Annotated in this window: 18 protein-coding genes; 6 read left to right on the top strand and 12 right to left on the bottom strand. The window is 66.7% G+C overall.

Annotated elements, in window-relative coordinates:
• Window positions 1–16 precede the first annotated feature (16 nt).
• Window positions 17–616, top strand: coding sequence for a DUF305 domain-containing protein (locus tag DS837_RS12655; RefSeq protein WP_247889905.1), 600 nt, complete (start codon window positions 17–19; stop codon window positions 614–616).
• A 22-nt stretch (window positions 617–638) separates the two neighbouring features.
• Here DS837_RS12655 and DS837_RS12650 read toward each other — a convergent pair whose 3' ends face one another.
• From DS837_RS12650 to DS837_RS12595, 12 genes are all read right to left on the bottom strand, one after another.
• Window positions 639–986, bottom strand: a complete 348-nt coding sequence (locus tag DS837_RS12650; RefSeq protein ID WP_425599247.1) for a HesB/IscA family protein — start codon at window positions 984–986, stop codon at window positions 639–641.
• 16 nt (window positions 987–1002) lie between these two features.
• On the bottom strand, window positions 1003–1410 hold the full coding sequence (locus tag DS837_RS12645) for an iron-sulfur cluster assembly protein (RefSeq protein ID WP_149165072.1): 408 nt from the start codon (window positions 1408–1410) through the stop codon (window positions 1003–1005).
• A 23-nt stretch (window positions 1411–1433) separates the two neighbouring features.
• Window positions 1434–1901: a Fe-S cluster assembly sulfur transfer protein SufU gene (gene sufU, locus DS837_RS12640; RefSeq protein WP_149165071.1), complete on the bottom strand. Its 468-nt coding sequence runs from the start codon at window positions 1899–1901 to the stop codon at window positions 1434–1436.
• Complete coding sequence (locus DS837_RS12635; protein WP_149165070.1) at window positions 1898–3166, bottom strand: cysteine desulfurase; 1269 nt, start codon at window positions 3164–3166, stop codon at window positions 1898–1900. Before DS837_RS12635 ends, sufU begins: the two co-directional genes overlap by 4 nt.
• Before the next feature lie 14 nt (window positions 3167–3180).
• Window positions 3181–4536 (bottom strand): Fe-S cluster assembly protein SufD, encoded by a 1356-nt coding sequence (sufD, locus tag DS837_RS12630; protein ID WP_149165069.1) that lies wholly within the window; start codon window positions 4534–4536, stop codon window positions 3181–3183.
• Window positions 4537–4538: 2 nt separating this feature from the next.
• Window positions 4539–5291, bottom strand: a complete 753-nt coding sequence (sufC, locus tag DS837_RS12625; protein WP_119507052.1) for a Fe-S cluster assembly ATPase SufC — start codon at window positions 5289–5291, stop codon at window positions 4539–4541.
• Between the two features lie 137 nt (window positions 5292–5428).
• Complete coding sequence (locus DS837_RS12620; RefSeq protein WP_149165068.1) at window positions 5429–5722, bottom strand: GIY-YIG nuclease family protein; 294 nt, start codon at window positions 5720–5722, stop codon at window positions 5429–5431.
• Between the two features lie 165 nt (window positions 5723–5887).
• Window positions 5888–7375 carry a Fe-S cluster assembly protein SufB gene (gene sufB, locus DS837_RS12615; RefSeq protein WP_149165067.1) on the bottom strand — a complete coding sequence of 496 codons (1488 nt, stop codon included), beginning with the start codon at window positions 7373–7375 and terminating at the stop codon, window positions 5888–5890.
• 48 nt (window positions 7376–7423) lie between these two features.
• The gene (locus tag DS837_RS12610; protein WP_149165066.1) at window positions 7424–7906 is read right to left on the bottom strand and encodes an SUF system Fe-S cluster assembly regulator; all 483 of its coding nucleotides are present in this window, start codon (window positions 7904–7906) and stop codon (window positions 7424–7426) included.
• Between the two features lie 284 nt (window positions 7907–8190).
• Entirely contained in the window at window positions 8191–9156 is a 966-nt protein-coding gene (locus tag DS837_RS12605) for a hypothetical protein (RefSeq protein WP_247889904.1), read from the bottom strand.
• A gap of 23 nt (window positions 9157–9179) precedes the next feature.
• Window positions 9180–9596: a phage holin family protein gene (locus DS837_RS12600; RefSeq protein WP_149165064.1), complete on the bottom strand. Its 417-nt coding sequence runs from the start codon at window positions 9594–9596 to the stop codon at window positions 9180–9182.
• Window positions 9593–10573 (bottom strand): hypothetical protein, encoded by a 981-nt coding sequence (locus tag DS837_RS12595; protein WP_149165063.1) that lies wholly within the window; start codon window positions 10571–10573, stop codon window positions 9593–9595. Before DS837_RS12595 ends, DS837_RS12600 begins: the two co-directional genes overlap by 4 nt.
• A 120-nt stretch (window positions 10574–10693) precedes the next feature.
• On the opposite strand from DS837_RS12595, the gene DS837_RS32660 reads away from it, so the two are divergent.
• The 5 genes from DS837_RS32660 to DS837_RS12570 all read left to right on the top strand — a co-directional run bounded on the left by DS837_RS32660 (window position 10694) and on the right by DS837_RS12570 (window position 18819).
• Window positions 10694–12241, top strand: a complete 1548-nt coding sequence (locus DS837_RS32660) for a MerR family transcriptional regulator (protein ID WP_247889903.1) — start codon at window positions 10694–10696, stop codon at window positions 12239–12241.
• A 799-nt stretch (window positions 12242–13040) separates the two neighbouring features.
• Window positions 13041–13580 carry a hypothetical protein gene (locus DS837_RS12585; RefSeq protein WP_149165062.1) on the top strand — a complete coding sequence of 180 codons (540 nt, stop codon included), beginning with the start codon at window positions 13041–13043 and terminating at the stop codon, window positions 13578–13580.
• Window positions 13573–14373, top strand: a complete 801-nt coding sequence (locus DS837_RS12580) for a response regulator transcription factor (RefSeq protein ID WP_170295841.1) — start codon at window positions 13573–13575, stop codon at window positions 14371–14373. Before DS837_RS12585 ends, DS837_RS12580 begins: the two co-directional genes overlap by 8 nt.
• A gap of 82 nt (window positions 14374–14455) precedes the next feature.
• On the top strand, window positions 14456–16009 hold the full coding sequence (locus tag DS837_RS12575) for a sensor histidine kinase (RefSeq protein WP_247889902.1): 1554 nt from the start codon (window positions 14456–14458) through the stop codon (window positions 16007–16009).
• A gap of 173 nt (window positions 16010–16182) precedes the next feature.
• A complete protein-coding gene (locus DS837_RS12570) occupies window positions 16183–18819 on the top strand; it encodes a cation:proton antiporter (protein ID WP_149165059.1) in 2637 nt (878 codons plus the stop codon).
• The last annotated feature ends 14 nt before the right edge of the window (window positions 18820–18833 follow it).

The raw sequence follows: 18833 nt of genomic DNA, 5'->3' as shown, positions 1-18833 counted from the left end.
GGGACGGGAAGGGGCGTTGGACAGGGGCGCCATTTTCGGCGGGACGATGATTGCCGTTCGCTGTTCGCAGTCATGCGGCTTGACGGCGGAGCGAGAGGTCATGAGCTATTGGCGCTTTTCGGCGATGATCGCGGTCTCGACGGTCGTGATGTTTGGGCTGATGTATTTGAACACCTATGCCCTCGACCATGTGTTCTACAGCCAGACGCGGACCTGGATGGCCGTGGTGATGGGGGCCACAATGGCGATCATCATGATCGCCTTCATGTGGACCATGTACAGGATAACCGCCGCCAACCTCGGCATCGTGGTGGCGGGAACGTTGGTGTTCGCCGGGGCGCTGTGGCTGGTGCGCAGCCAGGAGAGCGTGGACGACATGTCCTACATGAAGGCGATGATCCCGCACCATTCCATCGCGATCATGACCAGCGAGCGCGCCCACATCCGCGACCCGCGCGTGCGCAAACTGGCGGATCGGATCATCGAGGCTCAGGTGCGGGAGATCGGCGAGATGAAGGCTCTCATCGCCGATCTGGAACGCAATCCCACGCCGGATTCAGCGCCGGATCTGCTGTCCTATCGGGAACGGGGAGCGCCTGCGCCGGCCAAGGAATAAGGCGCTTCCCCGCCATCACCACTCAAACGTGGAAGCTCTCGCCGCAGCCGCAGCGACCCTTCTCGTTCGGGTTCTTGAAGACGAAGCCGGTCTGGAACTTGTCGTCGACGTAGTCCATTTCGCTGCCGATCAGGAACATCACGGCAGCGGGGTCGATCAGGACGGTGACGCCCTTGTCCTCCACCACCTCGTCGAACTTCATCTTTTCCTTGGCATACTGCACGTCGTAACTGAGGCCGGAGCAGCCCTTTGCCTTCACGCCGATGCGCAGGCCGATGTAATCGTCGGTCGCCTTGGCCATCAGCAGCCGCACCCGCTCCGCAGCGGCGTCGGTGATGGAAAGGGCCTTGGGGAGAGAAGCCATAGCCATGGGGATCTTCGCCTCCTTAAAACATGTCCAGTTGGACCCGCGCGACCTCGGACATCATGTCCTGGCGCCAGGGCGGTTCCCAAACCAGTTCCACCTTGCATGTGGTGACGTCCTCGACGGACGCAACCGCCTGCTGCACCTGCATCGGCAGTTCGCCGGCCACCGGGCACATCGGGCTGGTCAGGGTCATGTCGATCTCGACCTCGTTGTTCGGGCCGATGTCGACGCGGTAGATCAACCCCAGTTCCCAAATGTCCACAGGGATTTCCGGGTCGTAGCAGCTCTTCAGCGCCGAGATCACCGCCTCGCTCAGCGCGGCACGCGGGTCGTAGGCGGCCTTGGCCGCAGCCATGTCCGCTTCGGTCTGGTTCATCGGCTTGGCCTCCGCGGCGTCGGCTTCCTTGGAGATCGCGTCATCGGGCATCGCGTTTCACCGTTTCCTGCAACTTACTCGCTGCTCGCCTTGTCCTCGCCTTCGATGGCCGCGTTCATCGCGTGCCAGGCGAGGGTGGCGCATTTCACGCGCACCGGGAACTGACGGACGCCGGACAGCACCATCAGCCGTTCCATGGCGTCCTCGTCCACCGGGCCGTGGTGGCCGTGGTCGTGGTCGTCCTTGGTGCACAGGTCGTGGAAGGTCTCGAACAGGGCCTTGGCCTCCGCCTCGGTCTTCCCCCTGATGACCTCCGTCATCATGGACGCGCTGGCGGTGGAGATGGCGCAGCCGCGGCCCTGGAAGGCCACGTCCTCCACCACCCCGTCCTTCAGCTTCAGATAGACCATGAAGCGGTCGCCGCACATGGGGTTCTCGCCCTTGGCCTCCCGATTGGCATCGTCGGGATGCCGGAAGTTCCGGGGGTTCTTGCCGTGGTCCAGGATCACTTCCTGGTACAGCTCGCGCAGTTCGTCCATCATGCTCCGAAGAACTCCTTCACCGCGATCACCGAATTGACCAGAGCGTCGGCCTCCGCCCGCGTGTTGTAAAGGGCGAAGCTGGCCCGCGCCGTGGCGCCGACGCCGAAACGGTCCATCAGCGGTTCCGCGCAGTGGCGGCCGACGCGCACGGCGACGCCGTACTGGTCCACGATGGTGCCGAGGTCGTGCGGGTGCACGCCCTCCAGCGTGAAGGAGATGATCGGACCCTTGCCCGGCGCAGTGCCGTAGACGCGCAGGCCGTCGATCTGGGAAAGCTGCTGCGTGGCGTACTGGAGCAGGTCGTGCTCGTGCGCCGCGATGGCCTCGCGGCCCAGCTTTTCCATGTAGTCCAGCGCCACGCCCAACCCGATGACCTCGGTGATCGCCGGAGTGCCGGCCTCGAAGCGGGCCGGCGGGGCCTTGAAGGTGGTGCCTTCGAAGCTGACGCTCTCGATCATATCGCCGCCGCCCTGGTAGGGGGGCATCTTCTTCAGCAGCTCATACTTGCCGTACAGCACGCCGGTCCCGGTCGGGCCGTACAGCTTGTGGCCGGTCATGATGTAGAAGTCGGCGTCGATGTCCTGCACGTCCACCACCCCGTGGACGGCGGCCTGGCTGCCGTCGAACAGCACCGGCACGCCGCGCTCGTGCGCCATGCGGGCGATGATCTTGGCCGGCGTCACCGTGCCGAGCACGTTGGAGCAGTGGGTCACCGCCACCAGCTTCGTGCGGTCGGACAGCAGGTCCTCGAAGGCGTTCAGGTCCAGCACGCCGTGCTCGTCCACCGGGACGACGCGGATGCGGATGCCCTTGTCCATCTGGAGGAGCTGCCACGGCACGATGTTGGCGTGGTGCTCCATGACCGAGACGATGATCTCGTCGCCTTCCGACAGGAAGGTCCGGCCATAGCTGTGGGCGACGAGGTTGAACGCCTCGGTCGCGCTGCGGGTGAAGACGATGTTGCGCTCCGACGGGGCGTTCAGGAAGCGGGCGACCTTGCGGCGGGCCTCCTCGAACTGGTCGGTCGCGGTCTGCGACAGGAAATGGACGCCCCGGTGGATGTTGGAATAATCCTCCTCCAGGAAGCGGGTCATGGCGTCGATGACCTGCCGCGGCTTCTGCGCGGAGGCGGCGCTGTCGAGATAGACGAGCGGCTTGCCGGGCTTGCCCTTCCGCTCGTGCACGGTGCGCGCCAGGATGGGAAAGTCGGCGCGCACGCGCTCCACGTCAAAGGTGGAGAGGGTATCCGTGATTTGGGTGTCCATATCCGGGTCCCTCCTCAGCGCGCGTTCTGCCAGTTGGCGACGTAGCTCTGGAAGGCGTCGCGGACGCTCTCCTCGGCGATCTCCTCCAGCGCTTCGGACAGGAAGGCGCCGATCAGCAGGCCGCGCGCCGTATCCTTGTCGATGCCGCGGGCGCGCAGGTAGAAGAGCTGGTCGTCGTCCAACTCGCCCACCGTGGCGCCGTGGCTGCACTTCACGTCGTCGGCGTAGATCTCCAGCTCCGGCTTCGCATCGATCTCCGCGGTGTCGGAGAGCAGGAGCGCGCGGTTCTGCTGGTAGCCGTCGGTCTTCTGCGCGTTGGGGCGCACGATGATCTTGCCCTGGAAGACGGCGCGGGCCTGATCGTCGATCACGCCCTTGTAGACCTCGCGGCTGGTGCAGCAGGGCTTGGCATGGTCGATGAAGGTCGTGGTGTCGACATGCTGGCCGCCGCGCACCATGTAGGCGCCGCTGACATGCGTGTCGCCTTCCTCGCCGTCGAGGACGCTGTTCACCTCGTTGCGCGACAGCTTGGCGCCGATGGTCAGGATGAAGTTGTCGTACACGCCCTTGCCGGCCACCTTCGCCGCGGTGTGCGACAGGTGGAAGGACTCCGTGTGCTCGCGCTGGACCTTGTAATGGTGGACCGACGCCCCCTCGCCGACGAAGACCTCGGTCACGCCGTTCGACAGGGTGGTGCAGGAGCCCAGGCCGACGTGATGCTCGACGATCACGGCGCGGGACTCCGCCTCCGCGACGATCAGGCCGCGCGGGTGGAAGGCGGTCGGCTGCGCCTCGGAACCGACGGAGACGAAGACCAGTTCGATGGTCTCCTCCACCGTGACGCCGCGCGGCACATGCAGGACCGGCCCGTCGGCCAGGAAGGCGGTGTTCAGCGCGACCAGGGGCTGATCGTCGGGGCCGGCGATGCGGCCCAGATGCTCGGCGACCAGATCGGGCTTGCGCGTCAGCGCGTCGGCGAGGTTCAGCAGTTCGACCCCCGCCGGCAGACCGGCGGTGGAGGACAGCTCCGCCCGGAAACGTCCGTCCACGTAGACGAGACGCGGGCCGGTCGCGCCGTTCGCGCGCACGGTCGGCAGCACGTCGAAGCGGACAGCCTCGCCGGCGTCCGTGGCCGGCTGGAAGGCCAGCTTGTCGAGCGCGCGCAGGTTGGTGTAGCGCCAGGACTCGTTCTTCACGGTCGGCAGGCCGAGCGTGGCGAAGCGGTCATGGCCCTGGCTGCGCAGGTCGGTCAGCCAGGACAGGCCGCCGCCGGGCAGGCCGTCCTTGACCCGGTTGAACTGCTCCAGGAAGGGCTTGGCCGCCGCCGAGTCGTAGCCCCGCGGCGCCTTGGTGAGGGTCGTCGTCGCCATGGTCAGGCCGCCTCGTTCACGCCGAACTCGGCGTAGCCGTTCTTCTCCAGCTCCAGCGCCAGCTCCTTGCCGCCGGAACGCTGGATCTTGCCGAAGGCCAGCACGTGCACATGGTCCGGCACGATGTAGTCGAGCAGGCGCTGGTAGTGGGTGATGACCAGCATCGACCGCTCCGGCGAGCGGAGCGCGTTCACGCCCTCGGCCACGATCTTCAGCGCGTCGATGTCCAGGCCGCTGTCCGTCTCGTCGAGGATGGCGAACGTCGGCTGGAGGACGGCCATCTGGAGCGTCTCGTTGCGCTTCTTCTCGCCGCCCGAGAAGCCGACGTTGACCGCGCGCTTCAGCATCTCGTCGGTCATGTTCAGCGCCTTGGTCTTCTCACGCACCAGCTTCAGGAACTGCATGGCGTCCAGCTCCGGCTCGCCGCGCTGCTTGCGGATGGCGTTCAGGGCGGACTTCAGGAAGGTGGTGTTGGCGACGCCGGGGATCTCGACCGGGTACTGGAAGGCCAGGAACAGGCCGGCGGCGGCGCGCTCCTCCGGCTCCATCTCCAGCAGGTCCTTGCCGAAGAAGCTCACCGAGCCCTCGGTGATCTCATAGCCGTCGCGGCCGGCCAGCACGTAGCTGAGCGTGCTCTTGCCCGAGCCGTTCGGCCCCATGATGGCGTGCACCTCGCCCGGGTTGATCGTCAGGTCGATGCCCTTGAGGATTTCCTTGCCGTCCACCGTGGCGTGCAGGTTCTTGATCTCGATCATCGTTTCTTCCGTTCCTTCCTGTCCGCAACCACCGGCGTATCGGAGTTTTCTGGTTCCCCGCCTTCGCGGGGATGACGATCCCCGGAAGCGCATGCTCTCAAATCAGCGTCATCCCCGCGCAGGCGGGGAACCAGAACCTAGCAATTCAGCAACTCCGCCAGATCACGCCAGTTCGGATTGTCCTTCTCGATCAAATTCAGCTTCCATTCGCGGTTCCATTTCTTGAGCCGCTTCTCCCGAAGGATGGCGTTTTCCGCGTCGTCGTAGACCTCGTAGTAAACCAGGGCCTTGACGCCGTAATCGCTCGTGAACCCTGGAACCGCTCCCGATTTGTGTTCTTCGACCCGTCGCGCGAGGTCTGACGTCACGCCCACGTAGAGCGTCCCGTTCCGGCGGCTGGCGAGGATATAGACGTAGAACTTCTTATCCATTCCAGTCCTGCTCGCTTCGTCATCCCCGCACTTACCCTGCGTTTTACCGCCATTCCAATCCGTCATTCCCGCGAAGGCGGGAATCCAGTCCGTTCAAGTGCTTACCTGCGGAGTTTCCTGGACCCCCGCCTTCGCGGGGGTGACGGGTGAAAACAGCGATGAGCATCACCCCACACTGCCTTCGAGGCTGATGCCGACGAGCTTCTGGGCTTCCACGGCGAACTCCATGGGCAGCTCCTTCAGCACTTCCTTGCAGAAGCCGTTGACGATCAGCGACACGGCGTCCTCTTCCGACAGACCGCGCTGGCGGCAGTAGAACAGCTGGTCCTCGCTGATCTTGGCGGTCGTCGCCTCGTGCTCGACGCGGGCGGTGCGGTTGCGGTTCTCGATGTAGGGCACCGTGTGGGCGCCGCACTGGTCGCCGATCAGCAGGCTGTCGCACTGGGTGTGGTTGCGCGCGCCATCCGCCTTCGGCAGGATCTTCACCAGCCCGCGGTAGGTCTGCTGCGCCCGCCCGGCGGAGATGCCCTTCGACACGATGGTCGAACGGGTGTTCTTGCCGATGTGGATCATCTTGGTGCCGGTGTCGGCCTGCTGGAAGTTGTTGGTGATGGCGACCGAATAGAACTCGCCCACCGAATTGTCGCCCTGCAGGATGCAGCTCGGGTACTTCCAGGTGATGGCCGATCCGGTTTCCACCTGGGTCCAGGAGATCTTGGAGTTGCGGCCGCGGCAGGCGCCGCGCTTCGTCACGAAGTTGTAGATGCCGCCGACGCCCTCCGCGTTGCCCGGATACCAGTTCTGGACCGTCGAGTATTTGATCTGCGCGTCGTCCAGAGCGACCAGTTCGACCACCGCGGCGTGCAGCTGGTTCTCGTCGCGCTGGGGCGCTGTGCAGCCTTCCAGATAGCTGACGTAGCTGCCCTCGTCGGCGATGATCAGCGTCCGCTCGAACTGGCCGGTGTTGGCCTGGTTGATGCGGAAGTAGGTGGACAGCTCCATCGGGCAGCGAACGCCCTTCGGGATGTAGACGAAGCTGCCGTCCGTGAAGACCGCGCAGTTCAGCGTCGCGTAGAAATTATCGGTGTAGGGCACGACCGAGCCGAGATACTTCTGGACCAGCTCCGGACACTTGTGCACGGCCTCGGAGATCGCGCAGAAGATGATGCCCATCTCCTCCAGCTTGGCCTTGAAGGTGGTGGCGACCGACACGCTGTCGAACACGGCGTCCACGGCGATGGCCGGGCTCTTGCCCTCGGCCCCCTCGACACCGGCCAGAATCTCCTGCTCGCGCAGCGGGATGCCCAGCTTCTCGTAGGTCTTCAGCAATTCGGGATCGACCTCGTCCAGCGACTTCGGGCGATCCTTCATCTTGGGCGCGGCGTAGTAGTGCGCGTCCTGATAGTCGATCGGCGGGAAGGACAGCTTCGCCCAGTGGCGCGGCTCCTCCATCTCCTGCCAGACGCGGAACGCCTTCAGGCGCCATTCGAGAAGCCATTCCGGCTCCTCCTTCTTGGCGGAGATGAAGCGGACGATGTCCTCGTTCAGGCCCTTGGGCGCGACATCCGATTCGATGTCCGTCGTGAAGCCGTACTTGTACTTCTGCTCCGTGACGGCGCGGACCTGTTCGACGGTTTCGGTCGTGGCGGCCATGCTTGTCTCTCGTTCCCTGAAAGCGTTTCCGATGAAGGCGCCGAAACGTCAGACGGCGGCGCGCCGTGCCGGACCTGGGCCGGCTCCAATGCTGTCGAGCGGGCCGGGTGGGCCCTCCGCCCAGGCGGGCGGTCCCATCATGTCGGCCAGAGTCACCTGTTCGAGCGCGCCGCGGATGGCGCTGTTGACCTTTTCCCAGCCGCCGCGCATCGGGCACAGGCGCTGCACGCCGCACTGGCTGTCGCCGCCCTCCACGCAGGCGGTGAGCGCGATCGGGCCGTCGAGCGCCGTGATGATCTCGGCGATAGAGATTGCGTCGGCGGCGCGGCTGAGCGCATAACCACCGGCGGCGCCGCGGTGCGAGGTCGTGAGGCCCGCCGGGGTCAGCGTCTTCATGAGCTTGGCGACCGTGGGGGAGGGCACGCCCGTGCGCTCCGCCAGATGGGAGACGGTGTGAACCGTGCCCACATGGCGCGCCATTTCGCTCATCACGACGATGGCGTAGTCGGTCAGCTTGCTCAGCCGGATCATGACCACCCCGATACAGGACTAAATTGGTCCTGATTAAGTGGCCATCATAGGACCTTTGTCAAGCGGAACCGGAGCGGGATAACCGGGAAAAACACTCGGGTATAAGGATGGCAGGACTGCACGCGGCGCACGCTGCGGCGAACTGTCGCGGACGGTCTCCACCCGCGGGAAACCCTGCGCTGCAGTCGGACAATGAAAAACCGGCCCCGCGGTTGTGGCCGCGGGGCCGGTGCAGTCAGCGTGGAACCCGAAGGGAGCCGAGGGGAGCCGTGAGCAAAACCGGATTAGCCCGGCTTGCGCGCTTCCTCCCGAGCCGCGTCGCTGGCCGCGCTCACCGCATCGCCGACTTCTTCCTTGGCGGCTTCGACCGCCGCGCGGGCGGCGCGGGTGCCGCGGTCCATGGCGTCACGGGCCATTTCCTTGGCGCGGTTGGTCGCCTCGTCGGCGTAGTCGCCGACCCAGCGGTCCTCGTAGCGGGAGGTCGGAATGCTGGCACCCAGCGCGGCGCCCAGGGCGATGCCCATCACACCGGCCACCACCGGGTGGTCGTCCACCATCTCCCAGAATCGACCGGTCGCGCTGTGCAGCCGGTCCGACGCCCGCAGGTGGCTGGCGCTGCCATGATTGCCGATATGGCTGTCCACGCGGCTGCTCATGTCCCGGCGCATGTCGTGAGCCCGGTCGCGGGCGTGGTCGGTCAGGCCGCGCACGCGGTCGCCGGCCTCCTCGACGGCGTCGCTTGCCCGTTCGTAGACGTGGCCCGCGGCATCGCTGGCCCGCTCGTAGGCGTGGCTTGCGGCGTCGCGCACGCTGCCGCCGGCGCTGTAGAAGGTGTCGCGGGCGTATTGCGCGGCGCTGCCGGCGCGGTCGCGAACGTTGTGCATCGCTCCGCTGCGTGCGATGCGCCGGTCGTAGCCCGAGGCGGTCAGAGCCAGCCAGCCCAGCCCGATGCCGATCATGGCGAGCGGGATCGGGTTGCTGCGCATGGTCTCGCCGACCGAATGGGACCGTTGGTGGGTCTGGTTGCGGATCGGCTCGTAGTAGCGGTCCTGGGCGCGTTCGCCGTAGCCGCCGGTGGTGGTGTGCATCCGGTTCATGGTCTGCTCCATCAGGTGACGGGGAGCGAGCCGCGCGGTCTTGCGCTTCAGGACCTGGATCGTGTCGCCGATCCGGGCTTGGCGTTCGCGGATCTCCCGTTGCATCGCGTCGTAGTCGCGGGGCGTTGCGCGCCCCTTCTCACCGTCGTTCATCGGCCCCTTGCTCCTTGGGCCGCTCATCGGGCGAGCTGGGAGCGGGCCCAGCGTTTGTCGTCCCGCAGCGTCTCGATGGTGCGCTGCGGCTGCAGATTCTCCGGGCTGAGCCGCTTCTTGCCGAGCATCGCCAGCACGCCGCCGATGACGAGCACGACGGCACCGACGATGACGGCGGCCAGCCAGGGTTCGACCACCTTCGACAGGGCCAGCACCGCCGCGGCCAGCAGGACCAGAACGCCCGCGAAGGCGATCAAGCCGCCGGCGACGACGTAGGCCGCACCGCCCGCCGCCTGTCCGGCCTTTTCGGTCAGCTCGGCCTTGGCCAGCTCGATCTCGGTGCGGGCAAGGTTTGTGGTCTCCCGTGCCAGATCGGCGAACAGGCCGGCGATGGGTCGGTCTTGCCGCGGATCGTAGGAACGGTCCTCCGCAGCGCTCATGGTTTGATCCCCTGGATCGGCGTGCCGGAAACCGGCTTGGTGTCGGAGGTGGCGCCCGACATGGTGTTGGGCGTGGTGGTGGGCGTGGTGCCAGCCACCAATTCGGCCGCGTCACGGGTGCGCGCCGCGCTCGTCGCCGCGGTTGCGGCGTTCAGCGGACGCGGGCTCTCCTGGTTCCGGCCGATCCCGCCCCCCGCCGGCGTCAGGCTGGTCGAGGTCATGCTGGAAGAAGCGATGCCGGACGACAGGCCGGACCTTGGATGCGGCGCCATCGAGCTTTCCATGGATGCCGAGCCGGCGCTTCCGCCAGCCATGCCACGGCTGTGACCGGCAAGGTCCCGGTCGGTGCGGAGAGCCTCCTGCCCGGCGCGGTCGGCGCCACGCAGGCCGAAATCGCGGTAATCGTGATGGTCATGGTCACGATGGCCACGGTCGTACCGGCTGTAGCCGCCGGTCAAATGCGATGACGACGCGCCGCGAAATCGCCGTTCTCCAGAGCTTTTGACGAAGCGGGCGAACAGGAAGCCCACGGCGAAGGCGGCGCCGACGAACACCTCCGGCTGACGCCGCGCGAAACGCTCCACCTGGCCGACCATGTCGTCCACGGTGGAGTTGCGGAGCATGTCGGCCACCCGTTCCACCCGGTCGGCGGCCTGACCGGCGTAATGGGCGGCGGTCCCGTTGTTCTCCTCGTTCAACTGCTCCGCGGCCTTGTGCAGCGCGTTGGCGACGCTGCCCAACTGGTCGGCGGCGCGCCCCGTTTGCATCTCAAGAAGCGAACGGATGCGGCCCTGGGCGGCGTCGATGGTGTCGCGGCCGGCATCGGTGGCCTCACCGGCCATTCGGTTGAGATCGTCCGAGGAACCCTTGTTCTGCGAACGATCACCGCCCATTCCCGTGTTCGCCCCACGGTTCGCCATCGGGTCCGGCGACTTGCGGTTCGGTTCGCCGGTGCCCAACGTATCGCGGTCTGCCATCTGTTTTCCTCCTCCGGATCGGCTGCGGGTCTGTCCCGGCAGCAGCCTGCGGCAATTCGCCGCGCTCTGCGGCGTCCGATGTCGGAAAGCAAACACTCTCATCGGCATCGGAGTTCCGGCGTGTGTATTGCGTTCCTGCGGAGCAACGCGGAGTTGCTGGCGCCGATTCCAACACCGCTGTCGGAAATGGACGGGAAACGAAACTGTGCTAAACTTCTCCGCGAATTTGATGGTTCCGATGAACCGGAGGAGGGGGTCGTGAACGGCATCTTTTCGGTTCTCTCCAACGGCCAAAACAGCCTTTTCCAGCTCCAGAAGGCCAAGAAGGACTGGGAGCGGGCGATGGACGCCATGGACGGTAAGGACGCCACGCAGCGCCTTACCGAAAAGGCCGAACAGGCGAAGCTGCCGTTCGCCATGACTCCGGAACAGCAGAAGAACTTCACCGCCGTGGTCAACGCGCTGGAGGAGGCCAAACGTGTCGGGGGGCCGAAGGCTGTCGCCGCGCAACGGCTGGAGGAGGTCGAACGCAAGATCGCCGAACTCAAGATGATGATGCGCCACAACCAGGGCGACCGGGAAAAGCTGGTGCAACTGGCGCGGGAGGCCGCGATCCTCGCCAAGCAGGCGGGACGGGCGGCGAAGGAGTATGGCGCCGGCGTGGCCGCCGCTGCGGAGATGGGGCTTCCCGGTGGGGCGGGAGCGCCGTCCATTGGTGGCATCACCATCGAGCGGACGATCACCCGCACCTCCGTCACCGTCGTTCAGACGGAGATCGCCGTCGATGTGACGATGACCATCCGTGAGGACGGCGCGCCTGCGGATGGTGCTTTCGCCGCAGGGGCGCCGCCGGCCGCGGCCGCGCAGCCCTCGCCGCTACCGGTCGATGACGCGGCCGCAGAGGGCGCCGCCACGGCGGCGGGCATGGCGGCGGGCGAAGCAGCGGCGGACGATGGCGAGGCGCTGTCCGCCGAGGCGGTGGCAGCGGAGGCTGCTGGTCTGGCCGGGCAGGCCAACGCTCAAGGCGTGGTGTCGGATGGCAAACCGTCTGAAGAGGGCAAGACCGCCACAGAGAAGACGGACGAAGAAAAGGAAAGGGCAGAGGCCGAAGAAAAGGCCAACGCAGGAGCCATGGAAGGGCAGGGGAGCGACCTTGAGCGGTGGATGAAGGACATGGCGCCCAGCCTGAACGCCGCTCCCAATGCCCCGCAGGGCGACAGGATGCGCAATTTCATCCAGCGGATGATGGCCGACAACGATCTGAAGATGTCGCGCTATCGCGAGGCTGACGAGTTCGGGCGCCGGGTGGAAGTCGTGCTCGCCGAGGCGAAGTCGATCATCGCCGAGGCGAAGGCCGCCAACGAACTGGATCAGGCCGAAGAGCGGCGCAAGGCCCGGCGGGAGTCCTTCAAGGATTACGACAAGATCGTCGAGGAGGCGCAGGACAACGTCAACGAACTGCGTCAGGCGGCCTTCGGGTCCAGTACGACGCTGAAGGACTTTGTGGAGGCCATGACCGACCCGGACGGCACGGACAACATTTCCGGCGATCCGGAAGGCACCGGCGAGGATGCCGCGATCACGCCTTCGGTCGACAGCGTATCGGCTCTGGGTGGGATGGATTTGGGGATGCCGGCCCTCGCCGGTTCGGTCAATCTGCTCGCGTAGAAGCGTCGGTGCGCCGATGGGGAGGACACCCCCTTCGCGCGCGTGAGTGGGCCGCCTTCGGAAGTATCGCCATCTGGGTAATCCAGCCCATTTCGCAGTCGAAGCGGTCTTGACGACGGCGCCAGACAGGCGCAGGATCATTGGCGTGAAGGTTGATGCTCGAAAAGCATTGTACGCACAGCGCCGACCGGCGGTAACGACGGTCGGATAGAAGGCTGGAGTTCAAGCGGCAACATCCCGTGAGACGCCTGTGCGGCGCTCTCATCTTACCGATACTGTTGCCCGTCCGGCTGACCGGCGGTGGGGCCATACCCGGGTGGCTCTGCCGCCGATTGTTTTTGGGGCTCTTTTTCGCCCTTTCCTTTTCCCTTCCCAGCCGCCGGTTTTCGCGCCCAAGGGCGCGCGGTGCCACGCGCCGTGCGCAAGGCCTCCCCGCGCTTTTCCCGTCAGAGGATAAGCCAAAGGGAAGTATGGGTATTTGAGGCGATCGGCACCCTCCCACCTAACCTCCAAATAGGCAAATTAGTTCGAAATCCGACCTATCGATAGGAGTAGGAACAAAAATTGGCCGCAAATGTGCGCAAAAAGGGGGTATCAAACAGGGGTTTAACGCCACATTAACCAGACTGGACTGACCTTGATCTCACGGAGGCGGCAAGTGCAGGCATGGGGCCAGCAACACCGCCCGCGAATTCAACCACGATGCTTGAAAGGCCCGACGATGACGATGACGGGTACCATATGCGAAGTGGCTGGAACCAATGCCGGAGTGGGGTGCCGGCGGCGGAAGGCGGGCCTTGTGCTGGCGGTTCTTCTGCTGGCCGGGTGCCCCGGCACCACGGTTCCTCTCGAAACACAGACCGCCGGACCGACCGCCATGGCCGTTCCGGTGCCGAAGACGAAACCTGCTCCTCCGCGCGTCAAGGCCGCGGGCAAGGATCAGGCGGCCACGCCGGCGGTGAACGGTCCGGGGACCGGTCCCGCCGCCGAGGTCATCGCCATGGCTGGGACAGAAGTGGCGGGGCTGCCCCCGGTACCGTTCGGCGGCGCCAGCCCGCCTGCCACCCTGTCCCCCGAAACGCTCGTCGGCCTGGACCAAGTCCAGACCCGGCGTCTCCTGGGCACCCCTGCCGCAACGGAAGAGGCGCCACCTGCAAAGGTGTGGCATTACGCTAAGGGCGATTGCTCGCTCAAAGTCTTCTTCTTCATGGACATGACGTCCTCCCAGGACTTCCGTGCCCTTTCCTACGATATGAAGAGCAGCGAAAATGTCCCAGATGTCGATAAACGATGCTTCGCTCAACTCCTTGCCCAAGGCTGGGATGTCCGCAATGACTGAGGCCGCCGTCGCCCGCGTGGCGCTGGTCGACGACGACGACCTGTTCCGCGAATCCCTCAGCCTCAACCTCGCCGACGAGGGGTATGAGGTCGTCACCTTCGACCGTGGCGAACCCGCGCTCGACTTCTTCGCCGAAGGCGGTTCGGTGGACATCGTCCTACTGGACTGGCGCATGCCGAAGATGGACGGCATCGACGTCCTTCGCCAGATGCGCTCCCGCGGCATCGACCTGCCGGTGATCTTCCTCACCGTGCTGTCGGACCAGATTTACGAAGAGGCCGCCCTGGCCGGCGGCGCGCTCGACTTCGTGGAGAAGTCGCGCAGCCTGTCGATCCTGCTGAAGCGCATGCGCCTCATCGTGGACGGCTCCAAAGGCACGCCGGAAGAGGCCGAAGGGCCGAAGGAGTCCGTCTACGCACTGGGCAACCTCGACCTGCGCCTGGACAACAGCCGCGCCCTGTGGAACGGCAAGCGCATCGACCTGACGCTGACCGAGTTCAACATCGTCAAGCTGATGGCGACCCGTCCGGAAGAGGACGTGTCCTACCGCGAGATCTACGATCTGGTGCATGGCAAGGGCTTCCTGGCCGGTTACGGCCCGTCGGGCTACCGCGCCAACGTCCGCGCCTTCATCAAGCGCATCCGCCAGAAGTTCCGCGTGGTCGACTCCGATTTCGACTGCATCGAGAACTATCCGGGCTTCGGCTACCGCTGGGGCAACGGCACCGGAGGCACGGGGCGCACGCGCGACGACGACGCGGATGTGATGGTCGATGGCGCTGCTGCCGATTGAGGCCCGCGGGTCCGCGGGGGTGCTTGGCGAGGGGCCCGACGGCGCCCGGGACGGTGCGGAACTCACCAAGGGAGGCTTCTCCATGGCGGGTTTCCCCGGCGGCCGGTTGCGGTGGCTGTGGCACTCGCTGGCCAGCCGGCTGGCGCTGCTGACCATCGTCTTCCTGGCGGTCCCGGTGCTGATCTACGATCAGTTCCAGCGCGCCGACACCACGACGCAGACCCTGCTGTTGCAAAGCGCGCAGCGGCAGGGCGAGCTGATCGCCCGCGCGCTGGAGCCGGACCTGTCCCGCGCCAACCGCGCGGCCCTGCCGCAGCTCGGCCCCATCCTGCGCCGCTTCGCGGACGGGAACACGCGGCTGAAGCTGCTGGTCCGGCCGCGCGCCCTGGCCGGCAACAACCTGATGGGCAGCGACGGCTTCTACTATGTCGCCGCCGCCCCGTCGGTGCCCACCGACGATCTGGACGCCGAGCGGCACCAGCTCCTCGAACAGGGGGTGCTGGACCGGCTGGGCGCCTCCTGTGCCGGAAACGAGCCGCTGGCCTTGCGCCTGCCGCGCGCATCCGGTGGCTACGAGATTCTGACCTCGGTCACGCCGATCAACACGGCCTTCGGCTGCTGGGCGCTGGTGACCAGCCACACCGCCGGCGGCTATCTGGACTCCTCCCTGGGACGCCCCTACTGGAGCACGCCGGTCGTCCAGGCCGCGGCGATGATCTACATCGTCATGGCGGCGTTGGTGATGGCCGTTCTGCTGGGGGTCTGGCGCAACCTGCACCGTTTCGGCGATCTGGCCCGCGACATCGTGTCGGGCGGCATCGGCGAGAGCGGGCAGGGGTCCTTCACCAACCGCAACACCGTGCCGGAATTGTCCGGGGTGGCCGAGGATTTCGACCGGCTGGTCGATACCCTGCGCGAAAGCGCCCGGTCGCTGCGCCGCGCGGCGGAGGACAATGCCCACGCCTATAAGACGCCCATCGCGGTCATCCGCCAATCGGTGGAGCCGCTGCGCCGTTCCCTCCCCGCCGAGGACAACCGCAGCCAGCGCGCCCTGACCATGATCGAGAAGTCGGTGGACAAGCTCGACGGCCTGGTCTCCTTCGGGCGGCGTATGGACGAGGCCGCCGCCGATCTTCTGGTGCCGCCGCGCCGCCGGGTGGACCTGTCCGATTTGGTGGAACGGATGGCCGGCGGCTACACCAGCCTGCTCGCCGAACGGCAGCTTCACATGCGCTCGCGCATCGAATCCGGGGTGGTCGTGCGGGCCAGCGAGGACATCCTGGAGACCGTCATCGAGAATCTGGTGGAGAACGCCGTCAGCTTCTCCCCGCCGGACGGCGCGGTCAGCGTGCGGTTGTCGCGCAACGGCGCCTGGGCGGAACTGGTGGTCGAGGACGAGGGGCCGGGCGTCGATCCGGCGAACCTGCCGCGCATCTTCGAACGCTACTTCTCCCAGCGCGAGCCGGGACGGGGCATGCCCGAGGACGCGGCGGCCCAGAGCCAGGCCGAGGCGACCCATTTCGGCATCGGCCTGTGGATCGTGCGGCGGAACATCGAGGCGTTCGGCGGCAAGGTCCGCGCCGAGAACCGCTCCACCGGCGGCTTCCGCATGACGGTGACGCTGGCGGTGGCCTGATGGGGGCGGTGGCCTGACGGGGCGCAAGCCCTGTACGTTCCCATCCGTACGGGTGTGGCCGGACCGTACGTCCGGTCACACGTACGGAAGAGCTTTGTCCCTTATCCTGACCTTGCTCCCGCCCCAATCGGGCGATACCGTGCGCCGCGACCCTCCAAGGGCAAGGCAGCCCCATGCACGTCATCGTCATCTATGTCCTCGCGGTATCCGGCCTTCTGGCGCTGGTCAGCCTGCTGCCGCCTTTGGCGGCCCGGCTGCGGATGCCCTACACGGTGCTTCTGGCCGCTGTCGGCGTGGCCCTGGGGCTGGCGATCCAGACCTTCGCCGGGCAGGGCGGCACCGGCCCCTTCCATGACTTCCTGAATTCCCTGGCGGAGATGGACATCTCGTCCGAGGTGTTGATCTACGTCTTCCTGCCGGTGCTGCTGTTCGAAACGGCGCTGGCGGTGGACGTGCGGCGGCTGTTCGACGACGTGTGGCCAATCTTGCTGATGGCCGTGGTGGCGGTGTTCGTCTGCACCTTCGCGGTCGGTTACGCGCTCAATCTCTTCACCTCGATGGGGCTGGTGGCCTGCCTGCTGCTGGGGGCGATCGTCGCCACCACCGACCCGGCGGCGGTCGTCAGCATCTTCCGCGACCTCGGCGCTCCGCGCCGCCTGACCATGCTGGTCGAGGGCGAAAGCCTGCTGAACGACGCTGCGGCCATCGCGCTGTTCACGCTGCTGCTCGGCATGCTGACCCGCAACGCCCATGGCGGGGCGACGGAAGCAGCGATGGAGTTCCTGCGCGACTTCGCCGGCGGCGTGCTGACCGGCTACGTGTGCGGGCGCGTGGTCTGCATGATCGTCGAGCCGGTGCGCGACCAGCCGATGGCCGAGATCACGCTGACGGTGGCGCTCGCCTATCTCAGCTATGTGCTGGCGGAGCATTACGTCGGCGCGTCGGGCGTCGTGGCGGTGGTCACGGCGGCGCTGGTCGTGGGCTCGGTGGGGCGCACGCGCATCTCCCCGGCCACCTGGGGGGCGCTGGAGCATGTCTGGAAGCAGCTCGGCTTCTGGGCGAACTCGTTGATCTTCCTGATGACGGCGCTCCTGGTGCCACGGCTGCTCGGCGGCATCGGCTGGAGCGACGTCGGGCTGGTGCTGGTCGTGGTCGGGGCGGCGACGGTGTCGCGGGCGCTGGTGCTGTTCGGCCTGCTGCCGCTGCTCTCCGGTGCTGGTCTGGCCCAACGTGTCAGTCACCCCTATAAGGCGGTGATGCTGTGGGGCGGCCTGCGTGGAGCGGTGTCGCTGACGTTGGCCCTGGCCGTCACCGAGAACGGGCGCGTGCCCGATCGGGTGCAGGGCTTCGTCGCCGTGCTGGTCACCGGCTTCGTCTTCTACACGCTGTTCATCAACGGCACGACGCTGCGCGCCGTCATCAACCTGCTCGGCCTGAACAAGCTGTCGCCGGTCGAGCACGCCATGCGCAACCGCGCGCTCGCCCTGTCGCTGGCCGGCGTGCGCGAGCGGGTGGAGGGGCTCGCCCACCGCTACGAGGTCGACGAGCAGGCCGTCGGTTCCATCGTATCGCAATACAGTGACCGGCTCGACGCCATCGTCCGGGAACGGTCGACCGAAGCGCCGCTGAGCAACGAGGACCGCGTGACCATCGGCCTCGTCATCCTGGTGAACCGCGAGGAGGAGCTGTATTACGAGCATTTCCGCGAAGGCATCCTGTCGCGCGGGGTGGCGGAGCTGCTGAACCGCCGCACCGGGCGCCTGCTCGACGCGGTGAAGACCCAGGGGCGCGCCGGTTACCGCGCCTTCGAGGAGCCCTTCATCTCATTCACGCCCTGGATGCGGGTCGCCAGCCTGCTGCACCGCCGGCTGGGCATCCACGCGCCGCTGGCCCGCCGGCTCGCCTTCCGGTTCGAGATCCTTCTGGGCGTGCGCACCGTGCAGCGCGAACTTCTGGAGTTCATCAACGACAAGGTGGGGCAGGTGCTGGGCACCGACGTCGCCTGCGAGCTGGAAGGCATCCTGACGGTGCGCCTCGCCATGGTCGAGCAGGCCCTGGCGGCGCTGAAGCTGCAATATCCCGACTACGCGCTGATCCTTCAGAGCCGCTACGTCAGTCGCGCCGCCCTGCGGCTGGAGGAGGCGGATTACCGGGCGCTCTTCGCCGAATCGATCATCAGCCAGGAGATCCTGAGCGACCTGCAGCGCGATCTGGACGATCGCCGCCACGCGCTCGACGCCCTGCCGAAGCTCGATCTGCGGCTGGATCTGATGGACCTCGTCGGGCGGGTGCCGCTGTTCAAGGGGCTGGAGGGCGACCGCCTGCGCGGCATCGCCACCCTGCTGAAGCCGCGGCTGGTGCTGCCCGGGGAGACCATCGTCCGGCGCGGCGAGCGCGGCGACGCCATGTTCTTCATCGCGTCCGGCGCCGTCGAGGTGCTGGTTCCGGGTCTGGACGAGCCGGTCCAGCTCGGCACTGGGGAGGTGTTCGGCGAGATGGCCCTGTTGACCCGCCAACGGCGCAACGCCGATGTGCGTGCGATGGGCTATTGCCAACTGCTGGTCCTGGATGTGAGAGACTTCCATCGGCTGGTGAAGAAGGACGCAAGCCTGCGCGCCCATCTCCAGTCGGTGGCCGAGGCGCGGCGCAACCCGCCGCCGAAGCCTGTGGAGGAGGCCGTGACGCCCGTGGCGGACGCGCGTGCGGTGGAGGCGCCGAAGCCGGACCTGTCCGGCGGTGCGTCCGCCCCGGACGCCCCGCCCTTGGCGGTCGAGGTTCCAACCGCGGAAAGCGCGCAGGCGCGGGGATAGGAGTCGGGGAAAAG

Source organism: Azospirillum brasilense (genome assembly GCF_008365405.1).
In the GTDB taxonomy this organism is placed as follows: domain Bacteria; phylum Pseudomonadota; class Alphaproteobacteria; order Azospirillales; family Azospirillaceae; genus Azospirillum; species Azospirillum brasilense_D.
Note: the sequence above shows the minus strand (reverse complement) of the source record. Positions and strands in the feature narration are given on the sequence as shown.

Bases quoted from the DNA above. Each gene is read 5' to 3' on its own strand.
- DS837_RS12650 (WP_425599247.1), bottom strand. From the start codon at position 986: ATGGCTATGGCTTCTCTCCCCAAGGCCCTTTCCATCACCGACGCCGCT.
- DS837_RS12645 (WP_149165072.1), bottom strand. From the start codon at position 1,410: ATGCCCGATGACGCGATCTCCAAGGAAGCCGACGCCGCGGAGGCCAAG.
- sufU (WP_149165071.1), bottom strand. From the start codon at position 1,901: ATGATGGACGAACTGCGCGAGCTGTACCAGGAAGTGATCCTGGACCAC.
- DS837_RS12635 (WP_149165070.1), bottom strand. From the start codon at position 3,166: ATGGACACCCAAATCACGGATACCCTCTCCACCTTTGACGTGGAGCGC.
- sufD (WP_149165069.1), bottom strand. From the start codon at position 4,536: ATGGCGACGACGACCCTCACCAAGGCGCCGCGGGGCTACGACTCGGCG.
- sufC (WP_119507052.1), bottom strand. From the start codon at position 5,291: ATGATCGAGATCAAGAACCTGCACGCCACGGTGGACGGCAAGGAAATC.
- DS837_RS12620 (WP_149165068.1), bottom strand. From the start codon at position 5,722: ATGGATAAGAAGTTCTACGTCTATATCCTCGCCAGCCGCCGGAACGGG.
- sufB (WP_149165067.1), bottom strand. From the start codon at position 7,375: ATGGCCGCCACGACCGAAACCGTCGAACAGGTCCGCGCCGTCACGGAG.
- DS837_RS12610 (WP_149165066.1), bottom strand. From the start codon at position 7,906: ATGATCCGGCTGAGCAAGCTGACCGACTACGCCATCGTCGTGATGAGC.
- DS837_RS12605 (WP_247889904.1), bottom strand. From the start codon at position 9,156: ATGAACGACGGTGAGAAGGGGCGCGCAACGCCCCGCGACTACGACGCG.
- DS837_RS12600 (WP_149165064.1), bottom strand. From the start codon at position 9,596: ATGAGCGCTGCGGAGGACCGTTCCTACGATCCGCGGCAAGACCGACCC.
- DS837_RS12595 (WP_149165063.1), bottom strand. From the start codon at position 10,573: ATGGCAGACCGCGATACGTTGGGCACCGGCGAACCGAACCGCAAGTCG.
- DS837_RS12580 (WP_170295841.1), top strand. From the start codon at position 13,573: ATGACTGAGGCCGCCGTCGCCCGCGTGGCGCTGGTCGACGACGACGAC.
- DS837_RS12575 (WP_247889902.1), top strand. From the start codon at position 14,456: ATGGCGGGTTTCCCCGGCGGCCGGTTGCGGTGGCTGTGGCACTCGCTG.
- DS837_RS12570 (WP_149165059.1), top strand. From the start codon at position 16,183: ATGCACGTCATCGTCATCTATGTCCTCGCGGTATCCGGCCTTCTGGCG.